This window comes from Halomonas sp. Mc5H-6 (assembly GCF_024124705.1).
GTDB lineage: Bacteria > Pseudomonadota > Gammaproteobacteria > Pseudomonadales > Halomonadaceae > Vreelandella > Vreelandella subterranea.
This window is the reverse complement of record NZ_JAMXSI010000005.1, coordinates 66039-90890: the sequence shown is the minus strand read 5'-3', so window position 1 is coordinate 90890 and position 24852 is coordinate 66039. Positions and strand designations below refer to the sequence as shown.

Annotated in this window: 25 protein-coding genes; 8 read left to right on the top strand and 17 right to left on the bottom strand. The window is 61.9% G+C overall.

Annotated elements, in window-relative coordinates:
- Positions 1-23 precede the first annotated feature (23 nt).
- The gene (locus NH395_RS09230; RefSeq protein WP_092827520.1) at positions 24-737 is read left to right on the top strand and encodes an NAD-dependent deacylase; all 714 of its coding nucleotides are present in this window, start codon (positions 24-26) and stop codon (positions 735-737) included.
- Here NH395_RS09230 and bioA read toward each other — a convergent pair.
- The 6 genes from bioA to bioB are packed head-to-tail and all read right to left on the bottom strand — an operon-like array spanning position 723 to position 6437.
- Complete coding sequence (bioA, locus tag NH395_RS09225; protein WP_253024219.1) at positions 723-2006, bottom strand: adenosylmethionine--8-amino-7-oxononanoate transaminase; 1284 nt, start codon at positions 2004-2006, stop codon at positions 723-725. The two genes, NH395_RS09230 and bioA, sit on opposite strands and share 15 nt — an antisense overlap.
- A complete protein-coding gene (gene bioD / locus NH395_RS09220; protein ID WP_253024217.1) occupies positions 2003-2710 on the bottom strand; it encodes a dethiobiotin synthase in 708 nt (235 codons plus the stop codon). The genes bioA and bioD overlap by 4 nt, the downstream gene beginning before the upstream one ends.
- A complete protein-coding gene (locus NH395_RS09215) occupies positions 2707-3498 on the bottom strand; it encodes a methyltransferase domain-containing protein (protein ID WP_253024215.1) in 792 nt (263 codons plus the stop codon). Before NH395_RS09215 ends, bioD begins: the two co-directional genes overlap by 4 nt.
- Complete coding sequence (locus NH395_RS09210; protein ID WP_253024213.1) at positions 3495-4223, bottom strand: alpha/beta fold hydrolase; 729 nt, start codon at positions 4221-4223, stop codon at positions 3495-3497. The genes NH395_RS09215 and NH395_RS09210 overlap by 4 nt, the downstream gene beginning before the upstream one ends.
- Positions 4196-5362 carry an 8-amino-7-oxononanoate synthase gene (gene bioF, locus NH395_RS09205; RefSeq protein WP_253024211.1) on the bottom strand — a complete coding sequence of 389 codons (1167 nt, stop codon included), beginning with the start codon at positions 5360-5362 and terminating at the stop codon, positions 4196-4198. Before bioF ends, NH395_RS09210 begins: the two co-directional genes overlap by 28 nt.
- The gene (gene bioB, locus NH395_RS09200; RefSeq protein ID WP_253024209.1) at positions 5355-6437 is read right to left on the bottom strand and encodes a biotin synthase BioB; all 1083 of its coding nucleotides are present in this window, start codon (positions 6435-6437) and stop codon (positions 5355-5357) included. The genes bioF and bioB overlap by 8 nt, the downstream gene beginning before the upstream one ends.
- Positions 6438-6623: 186 nt before the next feature.
- Between bioB and NH395_RS09195 the strand changes: the two genes are divergently transcribed.
- On the top strand, positions 6624-7463 hold the full coding sequence (locus NH395_RS09195) for a DTW domain-containing protein (protein WP_253024207.1): 840 nt from the start codon (positions 6624-6626) through the stop codon (positions 7461-7463).
- On the opposite strand, the gene NH395_RS09190 is transcribed toward NH395_RS09195, so the two are convergent.
- The 7 genes from NH395_RS09190 to def form a co-directional block, all read right to left on the bottom strand.
- Positions 7374-8618 (bottom strand): TraB/GumN family protein, encoded by a 1245-nt coding sequence (locus tag NH395_RS09190; RefSeq protein ID WP_253024205.1) that lies wholly within the window; start codon positions 8616-8618, stop codon positions 7374-7376. The genes NH395_RS09195 and NH395_RS09190 overlap by 90 nt on opposite strands.
- A gap of 44 nt (positions 8619-8662) precedes the next feature.
- A complete protein-coding gene (locus NH395_RS09185) occupies positions 8663-10111 on the bottom strand; it encodes a TrkH family potassium uptake protein (protein WP_253024203.1) in 1449 nt (482 codons plus the stop codon).
- A gap of 49 nt (positions 10112-10160) precedes the next feature.
- The gene (trkA, locus tag NH395_RS09180; RefSeq protein WP_066321907.1) at positions 10161-11534 is read right to left on the bottom strand and encodes a Trk system potassium transporter TrkA; all 1374 of its coding nucleotides are present in this window, start codon (positions 11532-11534) and stop codon (positions 10161-10163) included.
- 125 nt (positions 11535-11659) lie between these two features.
- Entirely contained in the window at positions 11660-11866 is a 207-nt protein-coding gene (locus NH395_RS09175) for a dodecin (RefSeq protein WP_253024201.1), read from the bottom strand.
- A gap of 51 nt (positions 11867-11917) precedes the next feature.
- Entirely contained in the window at positions 11918-13252 is a 1335-nt protein-coding gene (gene rsmB / locus NH395_RS09170) for a 16S rRNA (cytosine(967)-C(5))-methyltransferase RsmB (RefSeq protein WP_253024199.1), read from the bottom strand.
- Positions 13249-14232, bottom strand: coding sequence for a methionyl-tRNA formyltransferase (gene fmt, locus NH395_RS09165; RefSeq protein WP_253024197.1), 984 nt, complete (start codon positions 14230-14232; stop codon positions 13249-13251). The genes rsmB and fmt overlap by 4 nt, the downstream gene beginning before the upstream one ends.
- A gap of 60 nt (positions 14233-14292) precedes the next feature.
- Positions 14293-14805 (bottom strand): peptide deformylase, encoded by a 513-nt coding sequence (def, locus tag NH395_RS09160; protein WP_253024195.1) that lies wholly within the window; start codon positions 14803-14805, stop codon positions 14293-14295.
- Between the two features lie 200 nt (positions 14806-15005).
- On the opposite strand from def, the gene NH395_RS09155 reads away from it, so the two are divergent.
- From NH395_RS09155 to aroE, 5 genes are read left to right on the top strand one after another with little or no spacing between them, the layout of a single operon-like run.
- Entirely contained in the window at positions 15006-16055 is a 1050-nt protein-coding gene (locus NH395_RS09155; RefSeq protein ID WP_253024193.1) for a LysM domain-containing protein, read from the top strand.
- Between the two features lie 42 nt (positions 16056-16097).
- Positions 16098-17213, top strand: a complete 1116-nt coding sequence (gene dprA, locus NH395_RS09150) for a DNA-processing protein DprA (RefSeq protein WP_253024191.1) — start codon at positions 16098-16100, stop codon at positions 17211-17213.
- A 39-nt stretch (positions 17214-17252) separates the two neighbouring features.
- Entirely contained in the window at positions 17253-17810 is a 558-nt protein-coding gene (locus tag NH395_RS09145; RefSeq protein WP_066321898.1) for a Sua5/YciO/YrdC/YwlC family protein, read from the top strand.
- A 19-nt stretch (positions 17811-17829) separates the two neighbouring features.
- Entirely contained in the window at positions 17830-18771 is a 942-nt protein-coding gene (gene hemF / locus NH395_RS09140) for an oxygen-dependent coproporphyrinogen oxidase (RefSeq protein ID WP_253024189.1), read from the top strand.
- Positions 18768-19589 (top strand): shikimate dehydrogenase, encoded by an 822-nt coding sequence (aroE, locus tag NH395_RS09135; RefSeq protein ID WP_253024187.1) that lies wholly within the window; start codon positions 18768-18770, stop codon positions 19587-19589. The genes hemF and aroE overlap by 4 nt, the downstream gene beginning before the upstream one ends.
- 105 nt (positions 19590-19694) lie before the next feature.
- On the opposite strand, the gene NH395_RS09130 is transcribed toward aroE, so the two are convergent.
- Positions 19695-20498, bottom strand: a complete 804-nt coding sequence (locus NH395_RS09130; RefSeq protein ID WP_253024185.1) for a M48 family metallopeptidase — start codon at positions 20496-20498, stop codon at positions 19695-19697.
- 98 nt (positions 20499-20596) lie between these two features.
- Here NH395_RS09130 and NH395_RS09125 point away from each other — a divergent pair, with 98 nt between their 5' ends.
- Positions 20597-21505, top strand: coding sequence for an ATP-binding protein (locus NH395_RS09125; protein WP_253024183.1), 909 nt, complete (start codon positions 20597-20599; stop codon positions 21503-21505).
- Here NH395_RS09125 and NH395_RS09120 read toward each other — a convergent pair.
- The 3 genes from NH395_RS09120 to bamB form a co-directional block, all read right to left on the bottom strand.
- Positions 21465-22079: a hypothetical protein gene (locus tag NH395_RS09120; RefSeq protein ID WP_253024181.1), complete on the bottom strand. Its 615-nt coding sequence runs from the start codon at positions 22077-22079 to the stop codon at positions 21465-21467. The two genes, NH395_RS09125 and NH395_RS09120, sit on opposite strands and share 41 nt — an antisense overlap.
- Before the next feature lie 181 nt (positions 22080-22260).
- Positions 22261-23664 (bottom strand): ribosome biogenesis GTPase Der, encoded by a 1404-nt coding sequence (gene der, locus NH395_RS09115; RefSeq protein WP_066321888.1) that lies wholly within the window; start codon positions 23662-23664, stop codon positions 22261-22263.
- On the bottom strand, positions 23661-24800 hold the full coding sequence (gene bamB / locus NH395_RS09110; protein WP_253024442.1) for an outer membrane protein assembly factor BamB: 1140 nt from the start codon (positions 24798-24800) through the stop codon (positions 23661-23663). The genes der and bamB overlap by 4 nt, the downstream gene beginning before the upstream one ends.
- Positions 24801-24852 lie beyond the last annotated feature (52 nt).

Below are 24852 nucleotides of genomic sequence, written 5' to 3'. Positions count from 1 at the left end.
TAGCCAATCACGACGAGGACACTATGGCAGACGCCCCACACTTGGTGGTATTCACCGGTTCAGGTATCAGCGTCGAGAGCGGGATAAAAACCTTTCGCGCCAGCGACGGCCTGTGGGAAGAGCACCCGGTAGAGGAGGTGGCGACGCCGGAAGGCTGGCGGCATGACCCCGAGCGGGTGCTGGGGTTTTATAATCAGCGCCGGGAACAGATTCGTCGCGCCAAGCCTAATGCCGCCCATAAAGCGCTGGCGGCGCTCGAGCAGGAGGGCTTCAAGGTCAGCGTGATTACCCAAAACATTGATGATCTCCACGAACGGGCGGGGTCGCGCCATGTCTTGCACCTGCACGGAGAGATCCTGAAGGCGCGTTCTTCGGTGGATCCCCGGCTGCGTTATCCGCTGCCCAAAGGTGGCATTGAGCTGGGCGATATCTGCGACAAGGGCAGCCAGTTACGCCCGGACGTTGTCTGGTTTGGCGAGTCGGTACCGCTGTTTGAAGACGCCTGTGAGATCGCAAGCCAAGCAGATTTTTTTCTGGTAGTGGGCACCTCGCTTGCCGTGATGCCTGCCGCGTCGCTGCTGTCCTACATTGAGATGGAGACGCCCTGCGCACTGGTCGACCCCGATGCGGATGCGTTAACCCCGCCGGGCGTGCTGGCGATTAACACCACCGCCGGTGAAGGCGTTCCGGCGTTGGTCAACCAGTGGCGCAAACAGGGCAATCTAATGCTGCCTTGAGCTTTCCAAAAACCATGCCTTCATGACGTCGGTGATCTGTACCATCTCCGTTTCAGAGGTAATGTAGGCGGGCATGGTGTAAAGCCAGCGGCCGATGGGGCGCAACCAGACGCCGTGTTCGCGGGCGAAGCCTGCAACGCCCTTCAGTGCGTCAGCGGAGTGCGCTTCGATCACCGCCGTGGCGCCGAGTATCCGGACGTCGGCCACCGCCGGGTGCGCGTTGAGCGCAGAATCTTCCAGCAGCTCGCGGCGCAGCCATTGGTTGAGCGTGGCGATCTTGCCAAGGTAGTTCTCTTCCTCGAACACCCGCAGGCTTTCCAGGGCCACGCGACAGGCCAGCGGGTTGCCCATGAACGTCGGCCCGTGCATGAAGGCGTGGTGCTCGCTGTCGCCGATAAAGGCATCGTGCACACGGTTTGTAGCAAGCGTCGCGGCGTGGCCCAGGTAACCGCCGGTCAAGCCTTTGGAGAGCACCATGATATCCGGCGTGACGTCTGCGTGGTCGGCGGCAAACAGCTTGCCGGTGCGACCGAAGCCGGTGGCTACTTCGTCAAAGATCAGCAGTACCCCAAATTCATCACATAGCGCCCGGGCGCCGCGCAGGTAGTCCGGCGAGGTCATGTTGAGCCCGCCAGCGGCTTGCAACAGCGGCTCCATCAGCAGCGCGGCGATCTCATCATGGTGGCGCTCAAGCACCTCACGCAGAGCGCTCAGGTCGTGTTCCACCTGCTTGGGAGTGGCGTCGTAAGGGGCGGTGGGTGCCGGGGCAAAATGGTGTTTGGGTAGCAGCCCCGTAAACAGACCGTGCATGCCTTCTTCAGGGTCGCACACCGCCATGCAGCCAGTGGTGTCGCCGTGATAAGCCTTCATCAGCGAGAGCATCTTGCGCTTGCCGGGATTGCCGGTGAGGACTTGATACTGCAAGGCCATTTTCATCGCCACTTCCATGCCCACCGAACCGCTGTCCGAGTAGAAGATGTGATTCAGCCCGGCGGGGGTGATACGCACCAATTCACGGGCTAATTGATCCGCGGGCTCATGGGTTAAGCCACCGAGCATCACGTGGCAAAGTTCACCGGCCTGCTCGCGGATGGCCGCCACCAGGCGGGGGTGGCCGTAGCCGTGAATCATGCACCACCAGGAGCAGGTGGCATCCAGCAGGCGTTCACCGCTATCGAGTACAAAGTGAGCGCCGTCACCGCCCACCACCTTGGGCGCCGGCGTTTGATGTTTTAGATCGGCATAGGGGTGCCAGACAGGCGAGGTCATAGAGTCTCCAGCGGGCGTAACGGCGGCAGGGAAAGGAACGGCTGTGCAGTTTCAGGCGAAGGCTGTTCGAGATGCGGGATAACGCCCAGGCAGGGGGCCGGTAAGGTTCGCTTGAGCACGTCAAGGTTGTCAGCAAAGCGGGCCGACTCAGCGGCAAAGGCCGGGTCGACCACGCTGCCCACCCAGCCTGCAAGCGTCAGGCCGTCGGCGGCAATGGCTTCGGCGCTGAGTCTGGCATGGTTGAGGCAGCCCAGCTTCAGGCCGACCACCAGAATCACCGGTAGGTCCATGGCGCAAGGGATATCGCAAAAATCTTCGCGGTCGTTGAGCGGTACCCGCCAGCCGCCCGCGCCTTCGATCAGGCTCAAGTCCCGCGGCGTTTGCGCAAGGGTCGCGCCAATCGTTGTCACAATATCGCTGAGGTTAAGCGCTTGGCCTGCCTCGTTTGCGGCCAAGTGCGGCGCAATGGCGGGCTCAAACGCCCAGGGGTTGACCGTTGCGTAACTGACCGGCGGCATGCTTTGTACCTGCAGCGCCAGGGCATCACTGTTGCGCAGGCCTTCGGGGGTGACGCGGCTGCCCGAGGCGACCGGCTTCAAGCCCAGCGTGGTGAGTCCCTGCGCACTGGCAGTCGCTAACAGGGTGCTGGTAACCAGGGTTTTGCCCGCATCGGTATCAGTGCCGGTAACGAAGTAGGCGCTCATGAGGGTTTTTCCAGTTGCAGGGTACAACACAGGTAGCTCACTGGCAGGCCCTGGGGCTCTCGCAGCGTTTCAAAACGCTCGCGGGCAGCCTTAAGCTCGCGGCGGGTCAGATGCCGGGCGTGGGGCCTTGAGACCTGCGCACCGACGCCCTTGATGGAGGCCATCACGGCGTTCAGGTCGGGGTAGTGGAACCTGCGCCGCTCGACCTGCTGATGAATAGGCGTCAGGCCGCTTTGATCAATGGCGCGCGCCAGCTCATTCCGTTCGGGCGTTTGCAATAACGCCTCGGGGCGTTGCCAGGCATGGGCGACTTCGGCCAGCGTACCGGGCAGTAGTGTCATGAGGTGGGCCTGGCCGCCGGGTGCAAGCACCCGCTGAAGTTCGTTCATCACCGCGCCGGTATCGCGACACCACTGAATCGCCAGGTTGGAAAACGCCAGATCAAAGGAGTCTGCGGCAAAGGGGAGCGCTTCGGCGTTGCCCAGCTGCCAACGAATATGGTTGCCGTAGCGGGCCTGGGCTTCGGCCAGCATGCCGGGCGCAATATCCAGTCCTGTGACGTGCGCATGGAGGTAGCGTGCGGCAAGTCGCTGGGTCCAGTAACCGGTGCCGCAGCCCATATCCAACAGGCTCAACCCAGCGGTATCAGGCAAGGTGGCCCAAAGCGTTTCGCCGATATGTCGCTGGGCGTTGGCCAGGGCATCGTAGCGCGGGGCCGCGCGGGAAAACGCATGCGCGACGCTGGCCTGCCAGTTTGTCGGGGGCGGCGAGGTAGCGGTCGTGCTCATGGTTGCTCCTCGACGGCAAGTATCGCCTGCGCCGCGAGGGCGTCAGCCAGCTGAACGGGTTGGGAGAGCATCGGGCAATGCCCGGCTTTCGCCAGCGTTGCTGCCTTGTTCCGGATCGACGTGCCGACCAGCGGGTCGTGCTCGCCGACCAAACGCTTCACGGGGCAGGGGGTATTGTGTAGTCGTCGGCTGTTATCGATGGTGGCCAGCCAGTCAAGCCCCTGGGCGAGCGTGCTGCGGTTAGCGCTGGGGGTATCACCCAGAAGCGCCCGCAGCTGTCGGTGGGCCTGGCGGGCGTTGGGTTCGCCCTGGGTTTGCCAGCGTAAAAAGTGTCGCCAGGTGGCGTGAGGGTCACGGGAAAAGGCGTGCCGAAAACTGGCAAGCTCTGACGAGGTGACGCCATCATCACTGTAAAACCGTTCGCCCACGCCGAGGAGTATCAAGCCACGCGGTGGAGGGAGGTGATCAATTAGTGCTGTGGCCAGTAGTCCGCCCAATGACCAGCCGACCCAAATGGCGTCGCCGGGCAGTTGTCTGGCCATGGAGCTGGCCAACTGATCCAGTTTGGCGTTGTCGGGTAGGGCTGGCGCATCGCCGTAGCCCGGCCAGTCCACGGCGTGGGCTTCGACCGATGCGGGCCAGCAGCCCTCGAGTGGCTGCCAGATGCGTTGATCAATGCCCCAGCCCGAGAGGAGAACTAAGCGTTGTGAGGATGGGCGTGGCATCTTGCCTCCTCTTGCTGACAGAGCTTTAAACCTGCCAGTAGTCGATCAATGTCGCAGCGGGTATGGCAGGCGCTCAGCGTGATGCGCAGGCGCGCCTCACCCTTGGCAACCGTGGGTGGGCGAATTGCGCCGACCTGCAAGCCATGCTTGGCAAGCGTTGCCGACCAGCTCAGGGTACGGGCTTCGCTGCCCAATAGCAGTGGCTGAATCGGGGTCGTCGACGTGCTCAGCGGTAGCCCCAACTGCAACGCCTCGCGGCAGAAGTAAGCGATGTTGGCGTTGAGATGGTCGCGGTGTTCGGGTTCACCCTTAACGATTTCCAGCGCTTGTAGGGTGGCGGCAGCAATACTCGGCGGCTGGGCGGTGGTGTACACATAGCTGCGGGCAAACTGGGTGATATGCTCGATCAGCGCGGCATCGCCGGCGACAAAGGCACCGGCGGTGCCGAGCGCTTTGCCCAGGGTGCCGACCAGGACGGGGACTTCAGCGCTGCCCCAAGGAGTGCCCACGCAGCCGCTGCCATCATCGCCCAGCACGCCGACGCCATGGGCATCGTCGATCATCAGCCAGGCGCGGTGCTGCTGGCTCACCTGGGCCAGCGTGGCAATATCCGCCACATCGCCATCCATGCTGAACACGCCGTCGCTGACCACGAGCTTGTGTGGACACTCACTGCGGGTGAGTAGGCGGTTCAGGTCGTGAGCATCACGGTGATGAAAGCGCCGCGAGCGGGCGCCGCTGAGCGTGGCGCCATCCAGCAGTGAGGCATGGTTGAGGCGGTCTTGAAATATCGCCGTGTCGGCGTTGGCTAACGCCTGCAACACACCGAGGTTGGCCATATAACCGGTAGAAAACAGCAGGGCGCGCTCCCGCCCCGTCCAGCGTGCCAAGGCGTTTTCCAGGGCCTCGTGAACCGCCAAATGACCGCTGACCAGATGCGATGCACCGGCACCCGCCCCGTATCGGCGCGCGCCCTCTGCCTGGGCCTCACGCACCCTTGGGTCCTGGGCCAGGCCCAGGTAGTCGTTACCGGCAAAGTCGAGCGTACCCGCTGCCACGATTTGCCGGGTGCGCCAGCGTCGGGTCTGCTGGCGGTCTAAACGGGCCTCGGCCAAACGCTGACGCCACGCATCAGACACTGGCGTCGACCGCAAGCTCGGCCACGCGCTCTGCGCGGGCATGTTGTTCGGCCTGCTGGGCCAGGCGCTGGGCGTGAATCGCGTCATCCTCGCAGGTTTCCCGGCGCTCCGGATGAAGGCCGAGCTTGGCGAAGAGCGCGCGGTCAAGATCGGCCTGGGGATTGCCGGTGGTAAGCAGTTTGTCGCCATAGAAGATCGAGTTGGCACCCGCCAGGAAGGCCAGCGACTGGGTGGATTCGCTCATTTGCTCGCGACCGGCGGAGAGCCGGACGTGGCTTTGGGGCATCATGATGCGCGCCACCGCAATGGCGCGGATAAATTCGATAGGGTCCAGGTCCTCGACGTTTTCCAGCGGCGTGCCGGGTACCTTGACCAGCATATTGATCGGTACCGATTCCGGGTGCGGTGACAACTTGGCCAGTTGCTGCAGCAGCGCACTGCGGTCCTGAGCCTCTTCACCCATGCCGAGAATGCCGCCGGAGCAGACTTTCATGCCCGCCTCGCGCACGGTGGCCAGGGTATCCAGCCGGTCGCTAAAGGTGCGGGTGGTGATGATCTCGCCGTAATAGTCGGGCGAGGTGTCCAGGTTATGGTTGTAGTAATCGAGTCCCGCCGTGGCCAGGCGGCTAGCCTGATCACTATCGACCATACCCAGTGTCATGCAGGTTTCCAGGCCCAGGGCTTTGACCTGGCGGACCATCTCTTCCACCATCACCAGATCCTTATCCCGCGGGCTGCGCCACGCCGCGCCCATGCAGAAACGGCTGGCGCCTGCTGCTTTCGCTGCCTTGGCCTGTTCGACGACTTTTTCAACTTCCAGCAGCTTCTCTTTTTCCAGTTGGGTGTTGTAATGGCCGGACTGGGGGCAGTACTTGCAGTCTTCCGGGCAGGCGCCGGTCTTGATCGACAGCAGGGTCGAAATCTGCACCGCGTTGGCGTCAAAATGCGCGCGGTGCACCTGCTGGGCCTGAAACAGCAGGTCATTGAAGGGGAGCGCAAACAGCGCGTTGATCTCGTCCAGCGTCCAGTCGTGGCGAGGGGCGGCAGTCTGGGTATTGGCAGCAGTGGCGGTCACGGGTAAACCTATATTCTTTTGAAAGTTGACGAGACTTTATCGGCGACTCGGTTTAGGTGTCAACTAAGAAGGGTGTTCAGGTTTACAGCGACGAGCATGTGGGAAGGGATCTAGCCGAGAGGGGGGTTCGTTTTGCGTGGGGACCTGCTTTATACTCGGCGCCCCTTGCCAATCGTGGGAGCGCAGATGTCAGTCTCTGAGTCCGGTACGCACAATGCCGATGCCGTCAGCCCAGACGTCGAGAGAGATCCGGCGACGGGGCATCCGCGTCCGCCCCGGCGGGAATTCAAGGCGCGGGGCAGCTTTGTCAGACGCTGTGAGGGCTGCAACCTGCCCGAGCTCAATTGCTTGTGCCCCTATCAGGTCAAGGCCGAAAGCCATGCCCAGGTGTGGCTGCTGACCCATCCCCTGGAGCACTATAAGCCAACCAATACGGGGCGCCTGATTGGCGACGTGCTGTCGCAAACTCGGGTGTTTACCTGGTACCGCACCGCGCCTGATGAGCAACTATTGGCACTGCTGGACGACCCCCGCTACGCACCCTTTGTGATATTTCCCGATGATCAGCCCGACTACGCCGACCGTGTGGTGTCGTTGGCGGCGGTTAACGACGCAAAGCAAAACGGCAGGATTCCAGCGTATATCCTGCTGGATGGCACCTGGCGCCAGGCACGGCGAATCTTCCGAAAAAGCCCCTACCTTGATGGATTACCGGTGCTGCCGCTGCGCACCGAGCGGGAGACCCGCTACCGGCTGCGCAAGCCTGCCTCCAGAGCGCATCTTTGCACCGCCGAAGTGGCCATCGAGCTGCTGCGCCAGGGCGGAGATACCTCCGCTGCGGAAGTGCTGGATGATTACTTTGAGGTGTTCAACGACAGCTATGCGGCGAGCCGGTCGTATCACAAGATCGACCCGCCGACAGCGGCGATGCAGCGCCTAGCCGCCAAACAGCGTACCGGCAATTCGGAAACCGGCCACCCAGGTACCCACTGCGGAACCGAGCGTGGCGAGAATGAAGACCAGTAGCGTGCGCGACACACGGTTTTTCCACCAGCCTTTCAGGTTCACCACATCGTTGCGTAGGGTGGCAAAGTCGCGCACCTTGGGCTTGCGCATGTAAAGTTCTACCCCGGCAGCCACAAACCCGGCGCCAATCGTCGGGTTAAGCGACGTCAGCGGCGCGGCAAAGAAGGTGGCGATCACGGTGACCGGGTGTGCCATGGCGATAATCGTGGCACCGCCAGAAAGAATACCGTTGATCAAAAACCACTCAAGTACTAACTGCAAGCCCAAGTCGGTATTGCGCGAAAAACCAATCGCAAAGCCGACCAGCACCAGGGCGGTAATCAGCCAGGGAACCAGCTTCCAAATTTTAGACGGCGGCGGCGTGGCTTCCAGGGTGGCGATTTCCTCGCCAGGATTGGCAGGCAACGGCGCTTCAAGATGCTCGGCGGTGCCCTTCAAATGACCGGCGCCCAGCACCACCAGCACGTTGCGGTAACTCCCTGAAGGCGTTTCTTCGGCAAGGCGCAGCGCCATATAGCGGTCGCGCTCGCGGATCAGCGGGCTATAAAGCGCTTCCGACTGGGCGGCGAATTCGCTGAACGTAGCTTCCAGCATATCGCCTTCCTTGAGCTTCTCGATATCTTCTTTCGAGACGTCTTCCCGGGACAGTACGCTGCCGATCAAGCCGGTAAATAACGAGAAGCGCTGCCACCAGGGAACATTGCGGTAAATGCGCCTGAGCGTGATACCGACGTCGCGGTCGACCAGCAGCAGCGGTAGCTGTTTGGACTTGCAGGCCTCGACCGCGGCTCGCATTTCAGCCCCGGGCTGAATGCCCGACTGGTCGGCAATACGTTGTTGAAACGCGCCCAGGGCAAGGCTTGCAGCGACCATGCCGGCCTTGCCTTGCTTGAATACCTGGAACAGGTCCTGCTCTGCCATGGCGTCAGGATTCGCCATGCTGTGGTGTCGGGCATCGCACAGCTCGATGGCAACGGCGTCAAAGCGGCCGGTGCCAATCAACTGGCGCACGTCGTTGGCGCTTTCTTCCGAGACGTGCGCGGTGCCTAGCAGCGTGTAGCGGGTATCGCCCACCGTAATAACCTTGATCGGGCCGCTGGTTGCGGGCAGTGCGTCGCTATCGGAGGCTTTCAGTGTCACATCTTCCTGGGTCATGAAAACGTCTCAACTCAACAAATAAATAGGCCGCGCCGGTCGGGTCAACGCCGCCAGAAAGCAGGTGTGAACAGGACCAGCACGGTGAAAATTTCCAAACGGCCCAACAGCATGGCAAAAACCAGAATCCATTTCGCGATACCGGGCATATCGCCGTAATGGCTGCTGGCTTCGCCCAGCGCCGGGCCCAGGTTATTCAGGGCAGAGCCCACGGTCGACCAGGCGGTGACCTGATCCACCCCGGTAGCCATGACGCCTACCAGCATCAAGAAAAACAGCAGCACATAGACCGAGAAGAAGCCCCATACCGCCTGGGCGATACTGTCGGGCACGCTGACTTTACCAACTTTAACGGCGATGACGGCGTTGGGGTGGATCAGGCGCATAACCTCGCGCATGCCCTGCTTCATGATCAGAATGATGCGGATGACTTTCATCCCGCCGGCGGTGGAGCCGGAACACCCACCAACGAAAGCCGCCACAAACAGCAGGAAAGGCAGGGCGCCCGGCCAGCCCGAGAAATCAGCCACGGCAAACCCGGCGGTGGTGGCAACGGAGACGACCTCAAACAGCGCATGGCGCAGCACGTCGATATTGCTGTAGGTGTTACTCAGCCATAGGGTGGTCACGGTGATAATGGTCAGCCCGGCAAGAAACAGCATCAGAAAACGGGCTTCCGGATCCTGAAAGTAGTGCGTCAGGCGTTTTTCACGCCAGGCGATAAAGTGCAGGCTGAAACTGAACGCCGAAATCAGCATAAAGCCGACGCAGATCATTTCGATCGCGGCGCTGTCAAAATAGCCGATACTGGCGTCGTGGGTGGAAAAGCCGCCAATGGCCACCGTCGAAAAGCTGTGCCCCAGGGCGTCGAACCAGTTCATGCCCGCCGCCATATAGGCCAGCATACAGGCCACCGTCAAGGTGGCGTAGATATACCAAAGCGCCTTGGCGGTCTCGGTGATGCGCGGGGTCAGCTTGGAGTCTTTCAAAGGACCCGGGATTTCCGTGCGGTAAAGCGCCATGCCGCCAACGCCGAGTGTGGGCAGAATCGCCACGGCCAGGACCACGATCCCCATGCCGCCCAGCCATTGGAGCTGCTGGCGGTAGTAGAGGATCGATTCGGGCAGAAAGTCGATCCCCGTTATGACCGTCGCGCCCGTGGTGGTCAGCCCAGAGAAAGACTCGAAGACCGCATCGGTCAAACCCAGCGCCTCATCGCCAAACAGCATCAAGGGCAGCGAGCCGAACAGGGCCAGCACGGTCCAGAACATGGCGGCGATAATAAAGCCATCGCGCACGCGCAGCTCTTTTTGTGCGCGACGGTTGGGTAAGTAGAAGCACAGCCCCGTTGCCACGGTAATGGTCATGGCCATCATAAAGGCGTCCCACACGCCGTCGCGGAACCATGCGGAGATCAGCATGGGGGGGAGCATGGTGAGGCTGAAGAGCATCAACAGCAGCCCCAGGATGCGCAGAATAACCCTCAGGCTCATGGCTGTTCTAGGCTCCCCTGGTCAATAAGTTGCGCGCCGAGTTTAAGCATCAGAAGAACGTCAGCCCTACCTGGAACAAGCGCTCTACGTCGCGGATGCGCCGCTTGTCGATAACGAACAGGATCACGTGGTCACCGCTTTCGATGACGATGTGGTCGTGGGCGATCATCACCTCTTTGCCGCGCACGATCGCGCCGATGGTGGTGCCCTCGGGCAGATCGATCTCGCGAATGGTGCGCCCGACCACCCTGGACGACTGCTTGTCGCCATGGGCGATGGCCTCGATGGCCTCGGCGGCGCCCCGGCGCAGCGAGTGGACGTTGACGATATCGCCACGGCGCACATGGGTCAGCAGGCTGCCGATGGTTGCCTGTTGGGGGGATATGGCAATATCGATCTCGCCGCCCTGGACCAGGTCCACATAGGCGGCATTGTTGATCAGTGTCAGCACCTTTTTTGCGCCCATCCGCTTGGCCAGCAGCGACGACATGATATTGACCTCGTCGTCGTTGGTCAGCGCGCAGAAAATATCGCAGTCCTCGATGTTCTCTTCTTCCAGCAGCCGCTTGCTGGTGGCGCTGCCGTGGAGCACCACGGTGCGGTCGAGCCGCTCGGAGAGCGTGGTGCAACGTTCCAGACTGTGCTCGATGATCTTGACCTGGTGGCTGTGCTCCAGGTGCTCGGCCAGGCGCTCGCCGATGTTGCCGCCCCCGGCGATCACCACCCGGCGGAAATCCCGTTCGACCCGGCGCAGTTCGCTCATGACCGCGCGGATATCCCGTCGTGCCGCCAGGAAGAAGACTTCGTCGTCGGCTTCGATGACCGTATCGCCGCGGGGGATGATCGGCCGGTTGCGGCGGTAGATCGCCGCCACCCGGGTGTCCACATTGGGCATGTGGCGGCGCAGAAAGGCCAGGTCCTGGCCCACCAGCGGGCCTCCGTAGAAGGCTTTTACCGCCACCAACTGGACGAGGCCACCGGCAAACTCCAGCACCTGCAGCGCGCCGGGATGCTCGATCAGGCGGCGCACGTGGTCGGTGACCACCTGCTCGGGGCTGATCAGCACGTCGATGGGAATCGCTTCGTGGGCGAACAGCCCCTTGCGGGTCAGGTAGGCCGTCGCCCGTACCCGGGCGATCTTGGTCGGTGTGCGGAACAGGGTATGCGCCACCTGGCAGGCGATCATGTTGATCTCGTCGCTGCTGGTGACGGCAATCAGCATGTCGGCGTCTTCACAGCCTGCCTGACGCAGCACGATGGGGTAGGAACCCGCGCCGGTCACCGTGCGGATATCGAGCTTGGTATGCAGCTCGCGCAGCTTTTTGGCATCGGTATCGATGACGGTGATGTCGTTTTCCTCACGGGCAAGGTGCTCCGCGAGGGTGCCGCCGACCTGGCCGGCGCCGAGAATGATGATTTTCATTGCTGAGCATCGGTTCCGTTGAGAGCGCCAGCGATGCCTCGTGAACTGCGTGAGGCGGCCTATCGTGCGCTGCAATAAAGACGGCGGCCAGTGTAAACCAGCCGCCGCCGAAAAGCAGGTGGGGATTATTCCAGGGTAAAGCCAACCTTGACCGTGACCTGCCAGTGTGCGACCCGACCGTCCTCGATGTGGCCGCGGGTGTCGGTCACTTCCAGCCAGCGCATATGCTTGATGGTTTCAGACGCCTTGGCGAGTGCGTTCTGCACGGCGTCTTCAATTCCTTTTTCGGAAGAACCGGTTAGCTCGATGTGCTTATAGGTGTGATGACTCATGGTCTCTCCATCCGTGTCATGAATTCACTGCCTGTCATGACGAAAAATGTGTCAGGCAGCCTGCTTCTCTAGTCTGGCATAAAAAAAGCCATCGTGACCGCCGTCTTCGGGAAACAGTTGGCGGCCGTGGCCACTCGGCATGCCCCAGGCAACGTCACCCGGCGTGGTGACCTGTGCGTCGGGTGTGCGGGCCAAGAAGGCCTCCACTTGATCGACATTCTCTTCGGGCAGCACCGAACAGGTGGCGTAAAGCAGCGTGCCGCCCGGTCGTAATAGCGGCCAGAGATTATCCAGCAGTTGGCGCTGCAATGCGGCCAGCTTGCGGATATCGTCGGGGCGGCGCAGCTTCTTGATATCCGGATGACGGCGAATGACGCCGGTGCCGGAGCAGGGGGCGTCAAGCAGGATGGCGTCAAAAGGCGTGCCACTCCACCAGTCGCTCTGGGTGGCGTCGGCGTGCTGTAGCTCGGCCGTCAGACCCAGGCGGTGGAGTGCGTCGTCAACCCTCGCCAGGCGCATATTGTCGCTGTCCACGGCGGTCAGGGAGATATCAAACTGTTCCAGCAGGTGAGCGGTTTTCCCGCCAGGGGCACAGCATGCGTCCAGCACACGAGCCCCAGGGCGCGGGGCAAGGGCAGGCCCGAGCAGCGCAGCGCTGAGTTGGGCGGCTTCATCCTGAACGCTGACGAGACCTTTCTCAAAACCAGGCAAGGTGGTGACGTCGCAGGGCTGGTCGAGGGTAATACCGTCGGGAGCGTGGACACATAACTGGCCGCTCAAACCGTTGCTATCCAGCAGGGACAGGTAGGTTTCGCGGTCGTGGTGGCGCTGATTGACCCGCAGCGTCATTGGCCCAGGCTGGTTGTTGGCGTTGGCAATGGCCTGCCACTGTTCAGGCCATGCTTGACGAAGCGCCTTTAACAACCAGGCGGGATGCTCGAGCGCCACGTTGGCATCGCGGTCGACGATTGCCTGAAGTTCGTCGGATTCCCTCTGCAAGCGACGCAGGCAGCCGTTCAGAACCCGCGTGGCCCAGGTTTTGCCGAGTAGACGCGCCGCGCCCGCGGTCTCGCCGACCGCCGCATGAGCGGGAATACGCATATAGAGAAGCTGGTAGATGCCCACCAGCAGCAGCGCCTGGATATCGCTGTCACGCTTCTTGAACGGCTGCTTGAGCAACTGGTCGGCCAGCGCTTCCAGGCGTGGCAGGCGGCGGCAGGTGCCGTAGCACAGTTCTTTGAGCAGGCTGCGGTCCCGCGCAATCACACTGTGCTCATCCAGCGTGGCCAGCGACCCCTGGTCGGTCAGCACCGGTACCAGCCCGCGTGCCGCGGCAGCGCGCACTTCCTGGCCGCTGCCTGCCTTGGGCGAACGTGGCTGATTCATGAGGAGGCTCCTGAGTGGGTATTTTGCCCCAGGCGCGTGCCCGGGATGAGGCGTGACTGGCGGGCGTTGAGCAGCTCGCGGGCTGGCAGCGCCTTACCCCCGGGAAGTTGGGCACGGCTGACGCAAAGCACCTGGCGACCTTCGGCGCCACAGGCGATTCGTAAGTGATCCTCGCCGTGTTCGAGCAGCATGCCGGGTGCCGTCGGCGGCTGTTCGCCTGGCTCGACACTTGCCTTCAGCAGGCGCAGGCGGTCGTCACCCAGGGCGCACCAGGCAACAGGCCAGGGGTTGAAGGCGTGAATGGTGCGTACCAGCTGCTCGGCAGGCTGGCTGAAATCCAGCTCGGCCTCGGCCTTGGTGAGCTTGGCGGCGTAGGTGACGCCGTCTGCTGGTTGGGGCGACGCTGTGATGCGTCCCGTCTCCAGCTCGTCCAGCACCTGAACCAGCGCATTGGCCCCTTGCAGGGCCAGCCGGTCGTGCAGGTCGCCACCGGTGGTCTGGTCGGTGATCGGCGTACGCACCTCAAACAGCATGTCGCCGGTATCCAGGCCGGCATCCATTTGCATGATGGTCACGCCGGAAACGCTGTCACCGGCTTCAATGGCGCGCTGGATCGGCGCGGCACCGCGCCAGCGGGGTAGCAGCGAGGCGTGAACGTTGAGGCAGCCCAGACGCGGGATGTCCAGCACGGCCTGAGGCAACAGTAGCCCGTAGGCCACCACGACCATGACGTCGGCATCGAGCGCGTCAAGCGTCGCCTGGGCATTGGCCGCTTTCAGGCTTTCAGGCTGATAAACCGGCAGCCCATGCTCGAGCGCCAGGCGCTTGACAGGGCTTGGGGTGAGCTTGCGCCCACGCCCGGCGGGACGGTCGGGCTGGGTATAGGCGGCGACCACCTGATGCTGGCTTTCCAGCAGGGCAGCCAAACTTGAAGCAGCGAATTCCGGGGTACCCGCAAAAACAACGCGCAATGATGACATGGACACAGGGACCTGGCGGCAAAGGGAGACGTGACGGTAATCTTGAACAGTGCGACGCGGTCAGGCGCCCTGCATCTGCTTGTGGCGCTTTTCCATTTTCTTGCGAATCCGGTCACGCTTGAGGGACGACAGATAGTCGACAAACAGCACCCCCTCCAGGTGGTCGTACTCGTGCTGAATACAGTGCGCCAGCAGACCGTCGGCTTCAAGCGTGTAGGGCTCGCCGTTGCGGTCCAGCGCCTTCAGCTCCACTTTCAAATAGCGTGGCACTTCAGCGTAGTGCTCCGGGATCGACAAGCAGCCTTCGGACAGCGGCTCTTTCTCGTCGCCAATGGGCGTATAGCTGGGGTTGATAAGTACCAGCGGCTGGGAGTTGTCGCCGCTGACATCCATCACCACCACCCGGCGGTGAACGTCCACCTGGGTCGCGGCCAGGCCGATCCCTTGGGCGTCGTACATGGTTTCCAGCATGTCATCGACGAGCTTGCGCACTTCATCGTCGACGCTTTGAACTGCTTTGGCCTTGGTGCGCAGGCGCTCGTCGGGGAATTCGAGAATGGCGAGTTTGGCCATGGCGTTGCTACCACCGTTGTGCTGAACTAAGTAATCGCTTGAGCAGTGCGTCAATGGGGTCGCATGCCCAAGTGCTTTATTTATGACCTGAGTACTTTATGATCGACCACTATATCATGCTGTCAATGTTCCGGGCATGCCTGCCCGGTGGTGCAGCGCGAATCACCCGCGTAATCGCAGTTAAAAACACAGGGGGCAGGATGGGGGCTGGACAACGCAGGCGATATGGCGCGGGCGCTTGGTTCATCGGCGCATTGACGGTATTGATGTCACTGGATGCGGGCGCCTGGGAGCGCGTTCGCGATTCGGCACCCGAGCGCTACACGGTGGCAGAGGGCGACACCCTCTGGGACATTGCGGGCCGGTTCTTACATGCGCCCTGGCAGTGGCCTGAGCTTTGGCAGACCAATCCTGCTATCCGCAATCCAAACCTTATTTACCCCGGCGATATACTCACCTTAAGCGATTGCCAGGGCGATCCCTGCCTGTCCCTTTCACGGCAGCAGTGGGTAGTGACACTCTCCCCCAAGATGCGCACCGTCCCTCGCCGCGAAGCGATACCCCCCATCGACGCGAGTATTATCCGGCCGTTCTTGCGTGATCATCGTATCAAAGAGGGGGACCCCGCTGCCGACGCCATGGCTTATGTCGTGGCCGGTCACCAGGGACGCTTGATCAGCGGGGCGGGGGATTCGCTGTATGTGCGCGGGCAGGTGCCAAGGCAAGCAGACGTGGGCATTTATCGGCCCGCCGACACCTATACGGCTAACGATGGCACGGTTCTGGGTACCGAACTGATCAAGATCGGCGAAGCCCGCTACCTGCGCGCCGAAGAGGATATCGCCCAGTTGCAGGTGCTGAGTGCTGCCCAGGAAATACGCAACAACGACCTTGTCTTGCCGCTGGAAGCCTCGCGACTGGATGACGACATGGTGCCCCGTACACCGCGCAATGCGCTGTCGGGGACACTGATCGGCGTGCCGGGCGGGGTGCGCTTTATCGGTCGCCTGCAGGTGGTAACGATCGATTTGGGCACGCTGGATGGCGTGCAAGCCGGGCATGTCTTCCAGATTGCCCAGCAGAGTGAGGTGGTCAGCGACCCGCGTAATCAGGCGTCGATCACGCTACCCAGTGAAGCCGCTGGCACCTTGATGGTCTTCAGCCCCTATGATCGCGTGAGCTATGCGCTGGTGATGGAGGCTTCCCAAGTGGTGGAGGTTGGCGACCTTGTAAGGACACCGCCGCGCTAGATGAGTTGGGTCAATCGTCGATAGATTGAATAAGGAGAGGTAATGGATACCAGGGAGTGGTTGGTGGTCAATGCACTGCCGGGAGTGGGGCCCCAGCGAATCGCTGAGCTGGTGGCGCAACAACCCCAGTGGCCACAGGGATGGCTGGCGGGGTTGCCCAGCAAGGCAGCCAGTGCGCTGCGGTTGTGGTGCGAGCACCCCACAAAGAGCCCCTTGCAGCGTGAGGTCGAGGCGAGCCTGACCTGGCAGTCCAGTGCGCCAGGACGCACGCTTTTGCACCGCGACCACCCGGCATGGCCAAGGCTACTCAATCAACTACCTGATCCGCCAGCCGTCCTTTGGGCACAGGGCGACCTGGGCGCCCTGGAACGACCGACGCTTGCCATGGTGGGCACGCGTCGGCCGACATCGGAAGGCACCTATAATGCGCAAACCTTCGCCCGGGAATTGGCCAGGCGAGGCTGGAGTATTGTCAGCGGCATGGCGTTAGGGATTGACGGGGTGGCCCAGCAAGCCGCCCTGGACGCGGGCGGCAGCAGCGTGGCGGTATTGGGCTGCGGGATTGACGTGATTTATCCCGCCCGCCATCGTGCGCTATATCAACAGCTCAGCGATGCACCGGGAGGACTGGTACTGGCCGAGCACCCGCCGGGCACCACCGCACACCCCGCCTTCTTCCCGCGCCGGAACCGCATCGTGACCGGTTTATCGCTGGGTACGCTGGTGGTGGAGGCAGCCGAGAAAAGCGGCTCACTGGTCAGCGCCCGCCTGGCCATGGAGCAGGGTCGCGATGTGTTTGCCCTGCCCAGTTCGTTGCACAATCAGCAGGCACGTGGCTGTCTTCAGCTGTTGCGCCAGGGGGCGGCCATGGCCTGCGAACCCGAGGACATCGTCAACGAGCTGCAGCATTGGGCGAGGGAATTTCTACCCGCCTCCATGGAAGAGACCTCTACCCATCGGTCGGCAACTGACCCCGCAGTCGAACCGCTGCCCGATGCACTGCTCGGCTTGCTGAGCGCCTCCCCCACGCCCATCGACGCCCTGGTGCAACAAAGCGGCTGCTCGGTGAGTGACTGCCAGCAGCGCCTGCTGATGCTGGAAATCGAGGGCTGGGTCGCATCCCGGGCGGGTGGTTGGGTGCGGTTACCCCGGCCGTGATAAGATAATGTTTCCTTTACCATAACGGGTGGAGACTTCATGACGACAGCGGCTGAACTGGATAAAGCAGTTCGCGCATTGCGCAACGGCGGGGTTATTGCCTGCCCAACGGAAGCGGTGTGGGGATTAAGCTGCGATCCCGACAACGACGAAGCGCTGGCGCAGTTAATGCGCTTAAAGGCCCGCGATCCAGCCAAGGGCGTGATTCTGGTGGCGGCCTCGATTGGCCAGTTTCAGCCGTGGCTCACACAGTTGCCGCTGGCCCTGCATGCGCCGTTGATTGCCAGTTGGCCGGGGCCGAATACCTGGCTGGTGCCGGATAACGGCCGCAGTCACGGTCTGGTCCGGGGGGCGCACAGTAAAGTGGCGCTGCGGGTCACTGACCACCCGCTGATGCAGGCGCTTTGCGAAGCCTTTGGTGGCCCGCTGGTATCGACCTCTGCCAACGTGGCCGGCGACCCCCCGGCGACCAGTGCGGATGACGTCAGGGCGGTATTTGGCGACCAATTGGCGGCCATCATCGATGGCGAGCTGGGTGGTAACGAACGGCCCAGCAAGATTCGCGATCTCGTCAGTGGCAGCGTGATACGCAGTTAACCGATCATCAGGAGACGACGTGGCGCACGAACATCTGGATACCGTCAAGAACTACCTGCTGGACCTGCAGGAACGCCTTTGCGAGGGGCTGGCAAGCGCTGACGGACAGGCAAGCTTCAGGCAGGACGAATGGGACCGTGAAGAAGGCGGCGGTGGCCGCTCACGGGTGATCGAAAATGGCGGCGTGTTTGAAAAAGGCGGCGTCAATTTCTCCCATGTGTTCGGCACCCAGTTGCCGCCCTCCGCCACGGCCGCACGGCCGGAGCTTGCCGGGCGCAGTTTTCACGCGGTCGGGGTTTCCTGGGTGCTGCATCCGGAAAACCCCCATGTGCCCACCAGCCATGGCAACGTACGGTTCTTTATCGCCGAAAAAGAGGGCGAGCCGCCAGTCTGGTGGTTTGGTGGCGGCTATGACCTAACGCCGTTCTACCCGGTGTTCGACGATGTGGTGCACTGGCACAAGGTAGCCAGCGCGGCCTGTGCGCCCTTTGGCGACGACGTTTACGCGCGTTACAAGGCCTGGTGCGACGAGTACTTCTATCTCAAGCACCGTGAGGAAACCCGGGGCGTGGGCGGCTTGTTCTTCGATGATCTCAACGACGGCAGTTTTGAAGACTGCTTCGCTTTTCAACGCGCCGTCGGCGACAGCTTCCTGGAGGCCTACCTGCCGATTGTCGAGCGACGCCGTGGCGATGCCTGGAATGAGCGGCAGCGTCAATTCCAGCTTTATCGCCGCGGCCGCTATGTCGAGTTCAACCTGGTATGGGATAGAGGGACGCTGTTTGGCCTGCAAAGCGGCGGGCGTACCGAGTCCATTCTGATGTCGATGCCGCCCCTGGCCCGCTGGGAATATGCGTTCACGCCGGAGAACGATAGCCCCGAGGCGCAGCTCAACGCGTATCTTGTGCCCCGCGACTGGCTCGGCGAAGCCGCCGCAACGCGTGGCGAGGAGGTTCCATGACCGATCGTTACGCCGTCTTCGGCAATCCCATTGGCCACTCCAAATCGCCCATGATTCACGCCGACTTTGCCGGTCAAACCGGGCAGGACATCGACTACACCGCCATAGAACCGCCAATAGGCGAGCTGGCGGCGGCGTGGCAGGCGTTTTGCGCCGAGGGTGGACGAGGTGCCAATGTGACCGTGCCGTTCAAGGCGGATGCTTTCGCGCTCTGCGATACGCTGAGCCATCGTGCCCGTCGAGCAGGGGCAGTGAATACGCTGATTCTGGGCGGTAATGGCCGCACCTACGGGGATACCACCGATGGCGTTGGCCTGGTACGCGATCTGGCTTATCACCGGGTGGCGCTAGCGGGAAAGCGTGTCTTGATAGTCGGCGCAGGCGGCGCCGTGCGCGGTATTCTGGAGCCCCTGCTCGGTGAGCAGCTCAGTGAAATGGTCGTGGTCAATCGCACGGCAGAAAAAGCCCGGCAACTGGCCGATGATTTTGCCGACTTGGGGCCGATCAAGGGCGGTGGTTTCGACGCTCTGGAAGGCAAATTTGACGTGGTCATCAATGGTACCAGCGCCAGCCTTTCGGGCGACTTGCCGCCGCTACCCGACGAGCTGTTTGCCAATGGCGCCTGGGCCTATGACATGATGTACGGTGTCGAGCCGACGGTGTTTTTAAAGTGGGCCGGGCCCCGAGGGGCGAAACTCCTGGACGGACTGGGCATGCTGGTCGAGCAGGCGGCAGAAGCGTTTTACCTCTGGCGCAATCAGCGCCCTGATACAGCGCCGGTTCGGGCGCGGCTGCGTCAGTCACTGAACTACGAATAGCTGAACTGTGCTAGCTGGATATAGCTAAGGAGCGACTTTTCGGGGTCACCCGAGGGCCGTAACCCTGATGAACCGCCGCTGCCGAGAGGCAGCGGCGGTTGTTTATTATGGGCGTGGACAGTTGGGCGTGCGGCCGTTATTGCGCGCCTGTTCAAAGGTGGCCATGGCATCGCTCATGTTCGCTTGCAGACCTTCAATCCGTTGCCCTTGGCTGGGGTGGGTCGACATCCAGGCCGGCGGTGCGCCGCCGCCCGATGCCTGCTGCATGTTTTGCCAAAGGGCGACGCTCTCGCGGGGATCAAACCCGGCCCGGGCCATCAGCTGCAGACCAATGGTATCCGCTTCGCTTTCATGGCGACGCGAGAAGGGCAGCATGATGCCGTATCGTGCCCCCATGCCAAGGACGCCCATCAGCTGCTCACCACCTGCGCCTTCCAGGCCGGAAGCGCTGGAAATGACGGAAAGCCCCAGTTGGGTCGCGCTTTGGGTCGATGCCCGCTCATTGGAGTGCTTGGCGAGCACGTGGCCGATTTCGTGGGCGACCACTGACGCCACCTGGTCCTGATTGGTTGCGATATCCAGCATGCCGGTATGCAAGCCCATATAGCCGCCGGGTAGCGCAAAGGCGTTAGGCTCTTCAGCCTCGAAGACACGGATTTGCCAGTCCATCTGCTGCTGGTCCTGAGGGAGTTCCGCGACAATGGCATTGGCAATGCATTGCGCGTAGCGCTGGCTTGCCTGACCGGCACTGGGCAATTCCTGCTGATACTGGTTAAAGGCCTGGCTACCCATGTTGTTGAGTTCCTCGTCGGATAACAACAACAGCTGTGAGCGCCCAGTAGGCGATGTGGAACAGGCTGCAACCGCAACGCATAGGGCCGTAATGGCGAGAGGGCGAAACCAGCGCATGGCGTATTTCCTTTTGTGAAAGTGAATTCCTTGCCCCAAGATAACGGCTGTACAGGGTAAATCAATCCTCATGCGAATAATTCACCAAGAGAGTCGTTATGGATGCCGAATTAAGCCAGCGTTTAACCCGCTTACTCGATCGACTGGATCATTGGTTACCACCCGCGGCCGAACCGGTTAACTGGCAGACGGAAGTCGCCGCACTGTGGCAGCGTCACCCGCTGGGCGGGCGTCTGGTGGCGGTGCCGCCAAGGGACGCGTTAACGCTGGACGACCTGCTGGGCATTGAGCGGCAAAAGCAGGCGCTGGTGGATAATACCCGGGCGTTTTTACAAGGCTTGCCTGCCAACCACGCGCTACTGTGGGGCGCGCGAGGCAGCGGCAAGTCGTCGGTGGTACGCGCGCTGCTTAACGCACTGGCAGGTGAGGGGCTACGCCTGGTTCAGATTGATCGCCATGAACTCGCCAGCTTACCGGTACTGGTCGAACAGCTGCGTCATCAGCCGCAACGCTTCGTCGTTTACTGTGACGACCTCTCTTTCGAGGGCAACGACGATGCCTACAAGGCGCTCAAGAGTGTACTCGATGGGGCGCTCACTGGCCCGCCGGAAAACGTATTGCTGTATGCCACCTCGAACCGTCGTCATTTGCTGCCCGAATCGATGGACGACAACAGCGGCTCGCAGCTGGTAGGTGAGGAATTGCACCATGGCGATGCGGTGGAAGAGAAAATCTCGCTGTCGGACCGCTTTGGGCTATGGCTCAGCTTTCATCCCTTTAACCAGGCAACCTACCTGGACGTGTGCGCTCATTGGGTCGCGCGGGTGAGCAGCGAGAGCGTCAGCTGGGATGATGAGGCGCGTGCCGAAGCGCTGCGCTTTGCGACCCTGCGAGGCGGGCGCAGCGGCCGCACCGCCTGGCAGTTTGCGGCCCACTGGGTAGGCCGCAAAGGTTGGCTGACGGCACTTAGCCTTGTGGTACCAACTGCCCATCGGCGCCCACGTTGAGGCGAATGGTGGGTGTCAGCAAACCAGCAGGAAGCCGCATGCCTAAACCGCGCAGATCCCCTGGCGTGATGGCCAGTTGACTGCCGGGCGGCAGCTCTCCCTGGGTGGCCAACTGGCTGGCAAGCTCCAGCATGGGCGCCATGCGTTGGGTGTCGGTGGCGAGTACATCAAAGGCAACCGGCAGGCGTAAATTGGCATCGTCGCCAGAGGTTAGCGTGACGTCCTGCTCATAGTTTCCCTGTACAGGATCAACGCCAGGCATGTCGAGCATCCAGCGAAAGCCCGACATCTCCACCGGGGGCATGCCCGCAGGCAGGCCCAGCCCCATGGCAATGGTCGCCTGAACGGGCAGGCTACCAGCGCCAAGGCTGGAAGCGATCAGGCTGGTTAAATCACGGGTATCTAGCCCTGCCTTGATACGGTGAGGGCCAATGCGAACATCCTCGACTCCCAGTGAGGTGACCGCCAAACGAAACGCAAACAGGCCGGTTTGGGGCAGGGCAAGACAGCCCGTGAGCAGGCTGGCCAGGCCAAAAACGGTCAGCCAACGCCAGCGGCGCATGATGCGGGTCATAGCAGTCCCTTCTGAGAAAGTGCCAATGTTAAATGAAGGTGGGGCTGAAAGCGCCGTATTTGAGGCCCAGGACGACGTTCTGTCAAGCGAAATTGTTACCCTTCGGGCATCAAAAAACGCCTGCGGGTTTTGCCTCGCAGGCGTTATTCAGTGAGCAGTTTCCTGACGGGCGGGAAAACGCTCAACGACGGCTTTTGCGTGCCTCTTTGGTACGGTTGAGCTCGCGCTTTTTGGCTTTTTCCTTGTCGCTGGCGCCTGCCATGTGATCGAAGGGATTGTTGCCGGAGCGAAACTCGAAGCGCATGGGCGTGCCGCGCACTTTCAACACCTTGCGGAAGGTGTTCGTCAGGTAGCGGCGGTAGGCGTCCGGCAGTGCCTCGGTCTGATTGCCGTGAACGACGATGATCGGTGGATTGCTGCCGCCCTGGTGGGCCATGCGCAGCTTGATGCGTCGTCCGTGAATCATCGGTGGCGGGTGCTGGCTGACGGCATCCTGAAGCAGCGTGGTCAGGCGATTGGTGGACCAGTGGGCGTTGGCGGCATTGAAGGCACGTTCGATAGACGGATAGAGATCGCCTACCGCCGTGCCGTGCAGCGCCGAGATAAAGTGCATCTCGGCATAGTCGGCAAAGCCCAGGCGGCGCTTGATCTCGTTACGCATCTTGTCCTTGGCTTCGCTTTCCAGTCCGTCCCATTTATTGACGGCCAGTACCAGGGCACGGCCGGAGGTCAGCACGTAATCGAGCAGGTGCAGGTCCTGCTCGACCAGCCCACTGCGCGCATCCAGCACCATCACCGCCACATGACATTCCTTAATGGCGTCCAGGGTCTTGATGATGGAAAACTTTTCGGCCACTTCACTGACGTTCTTGCGTCGCCGGACCCCGGCGGTATCAACCAGCACATACGGCTTGCCGCGGCGCTCGAAAGGAATCTCGATGGCGTCACGCGTGGTACCGGCTTCATCGAAGACGACCACACGCTCTTCGCCAAGCAGGCGGTTGACCAGCGTCGATTTGCCCACATTGGGCCGCCCGATCACGCCGATACGAATGCCCTTGGTGCCGGTGTCGGCGGGTATGTCGGCATCGCGTTCGGGGAAGGGCTCGAGCACCGTATCCATCAGGGTCGAGACGTTGCGGCCGTGAGCCGCCGCAATCGGCCATGGGTCACCCAGGCCAAGCGACCAGAAATCGCCCATGGCCGAGTGTTCTTCCAACCCATCGGTCTTGTTGACCACCAGCCAGGTTTTCTTCTGGTTGACCCGCAGGTGGTTGGCAATGGCCTCGTCGGCCATGTTCAACCCGGCCCGCGCATCAACCATGAACAGCACGATATCCGCTTCGTCGATGGCGGCCAGCGACTGCTCCGCCATGGCCGCATCGATGCCTTGTTCGTCGCCGCTGATGCCGCCGGTGTCGATCACCGTATAGGCTTTATTGCCCAGCATGCCGTTGCCATACTTGCGATCACGGGTCAGGCCAGGAAAGTCGGCGACCAGCGCATCCCGCGAGCGGGTAAGGCGGTTAAACAGCGTCGACTTGCCCACGTTAGGGCGGCCAACTAGCGCAATCACAGGTGTCATGGAGAGACTTCCAGCGTTTCAAAATGTCCGTCATTGGCCAGCACGTGAATCACGTCGCCTTCAGTGACCGCCGGGACGCTAATGCCCGAGCTGTCGACTTCGGTGCGTCCCACCAGCTCACCTTCGCGGGCGTCGATCAGGTGCACATAGCCTTCAAAGTCACCCACCACCAAACGCCCGTCGGCGAAGGCGGGGGCCGTCAGCCAGCGATCTTCCAGGGTGTCGTTCCGCCACACTTCCTGGCCATTGGTGCTGTCAATGGCGACCACGTGGCTGTCGTCGGTGACCACAAACAGCAGGTCACCCACCAGTAGGGGCGTGTGGCGGCTGGAGAGTTCGCGTTCCCATAGAACATTGCCACGGGTTGCCTCCAGTGCCACCAGCTGGCCGTTATAACTGGTCACGAACAGGCGGCCTTCCCGGCTGAGGATCGGCTGGCCCGCGAGGTCGACAAGGCGCTCGACTTCGCTACGACCTTGAGGCGTGGCAATCTGCATATCCCATAGTGGCTGCCCATTGCGGTTATCAATAGTCGTCAACCGGCCGTTGGCCAGGCCGACAAAGCTGACCGGCTCAATCACCAGGGGCGTGCCGGTGCCGCGCAGCGTCAGTGACGGCAGTGAGCTGGAAAAGACCCAGCGCTCGTCACCGCTTGCGCGGTCAAGGGCGGTCACCTGGCCGTCGATGCTTTGCACGACCAGCAATTCCGGGTTGGCCTGGGGGGCTGCCAGCACTTCGCTGGAGACTCGCGAGCGCCAGTTAACGCTGCCGTCGCTTTGGTCCAGGGAAATGACTTCGCCGTTGCGCGTGCCCAGATAGACCTGTCCGGCAATCGCGGTCAAGGCACTGGATATTGGCGTGTCCAGGTCGACTTCCCAGCGTTCTTCGCCGTCGTCGGCGCTAAACGACATCACCACGCCTTGCGCGTCGGCGGCGAAGACGTTGTCACCCTCGCGCGCTGGCGCAATGGGGTAACGCGCTCGACCAAGGCCGTCGCCTACGTCCTCATGCCAAAGAGTCTCAAGGGTTGAGGTTGCTTCGAAACTTTTAAGCTCTTTAGGCGTGTAGGCGGGTTCGCTTTTGCTCGCACAGCCAGCCAGGAGGGCCAGAGCAGCGGCGCCCAGGGCCACACGCATGACGGGGGTTGAAAAGGTGCGTTTGGAAAATGTAGGTCTTGAAAACATTGAT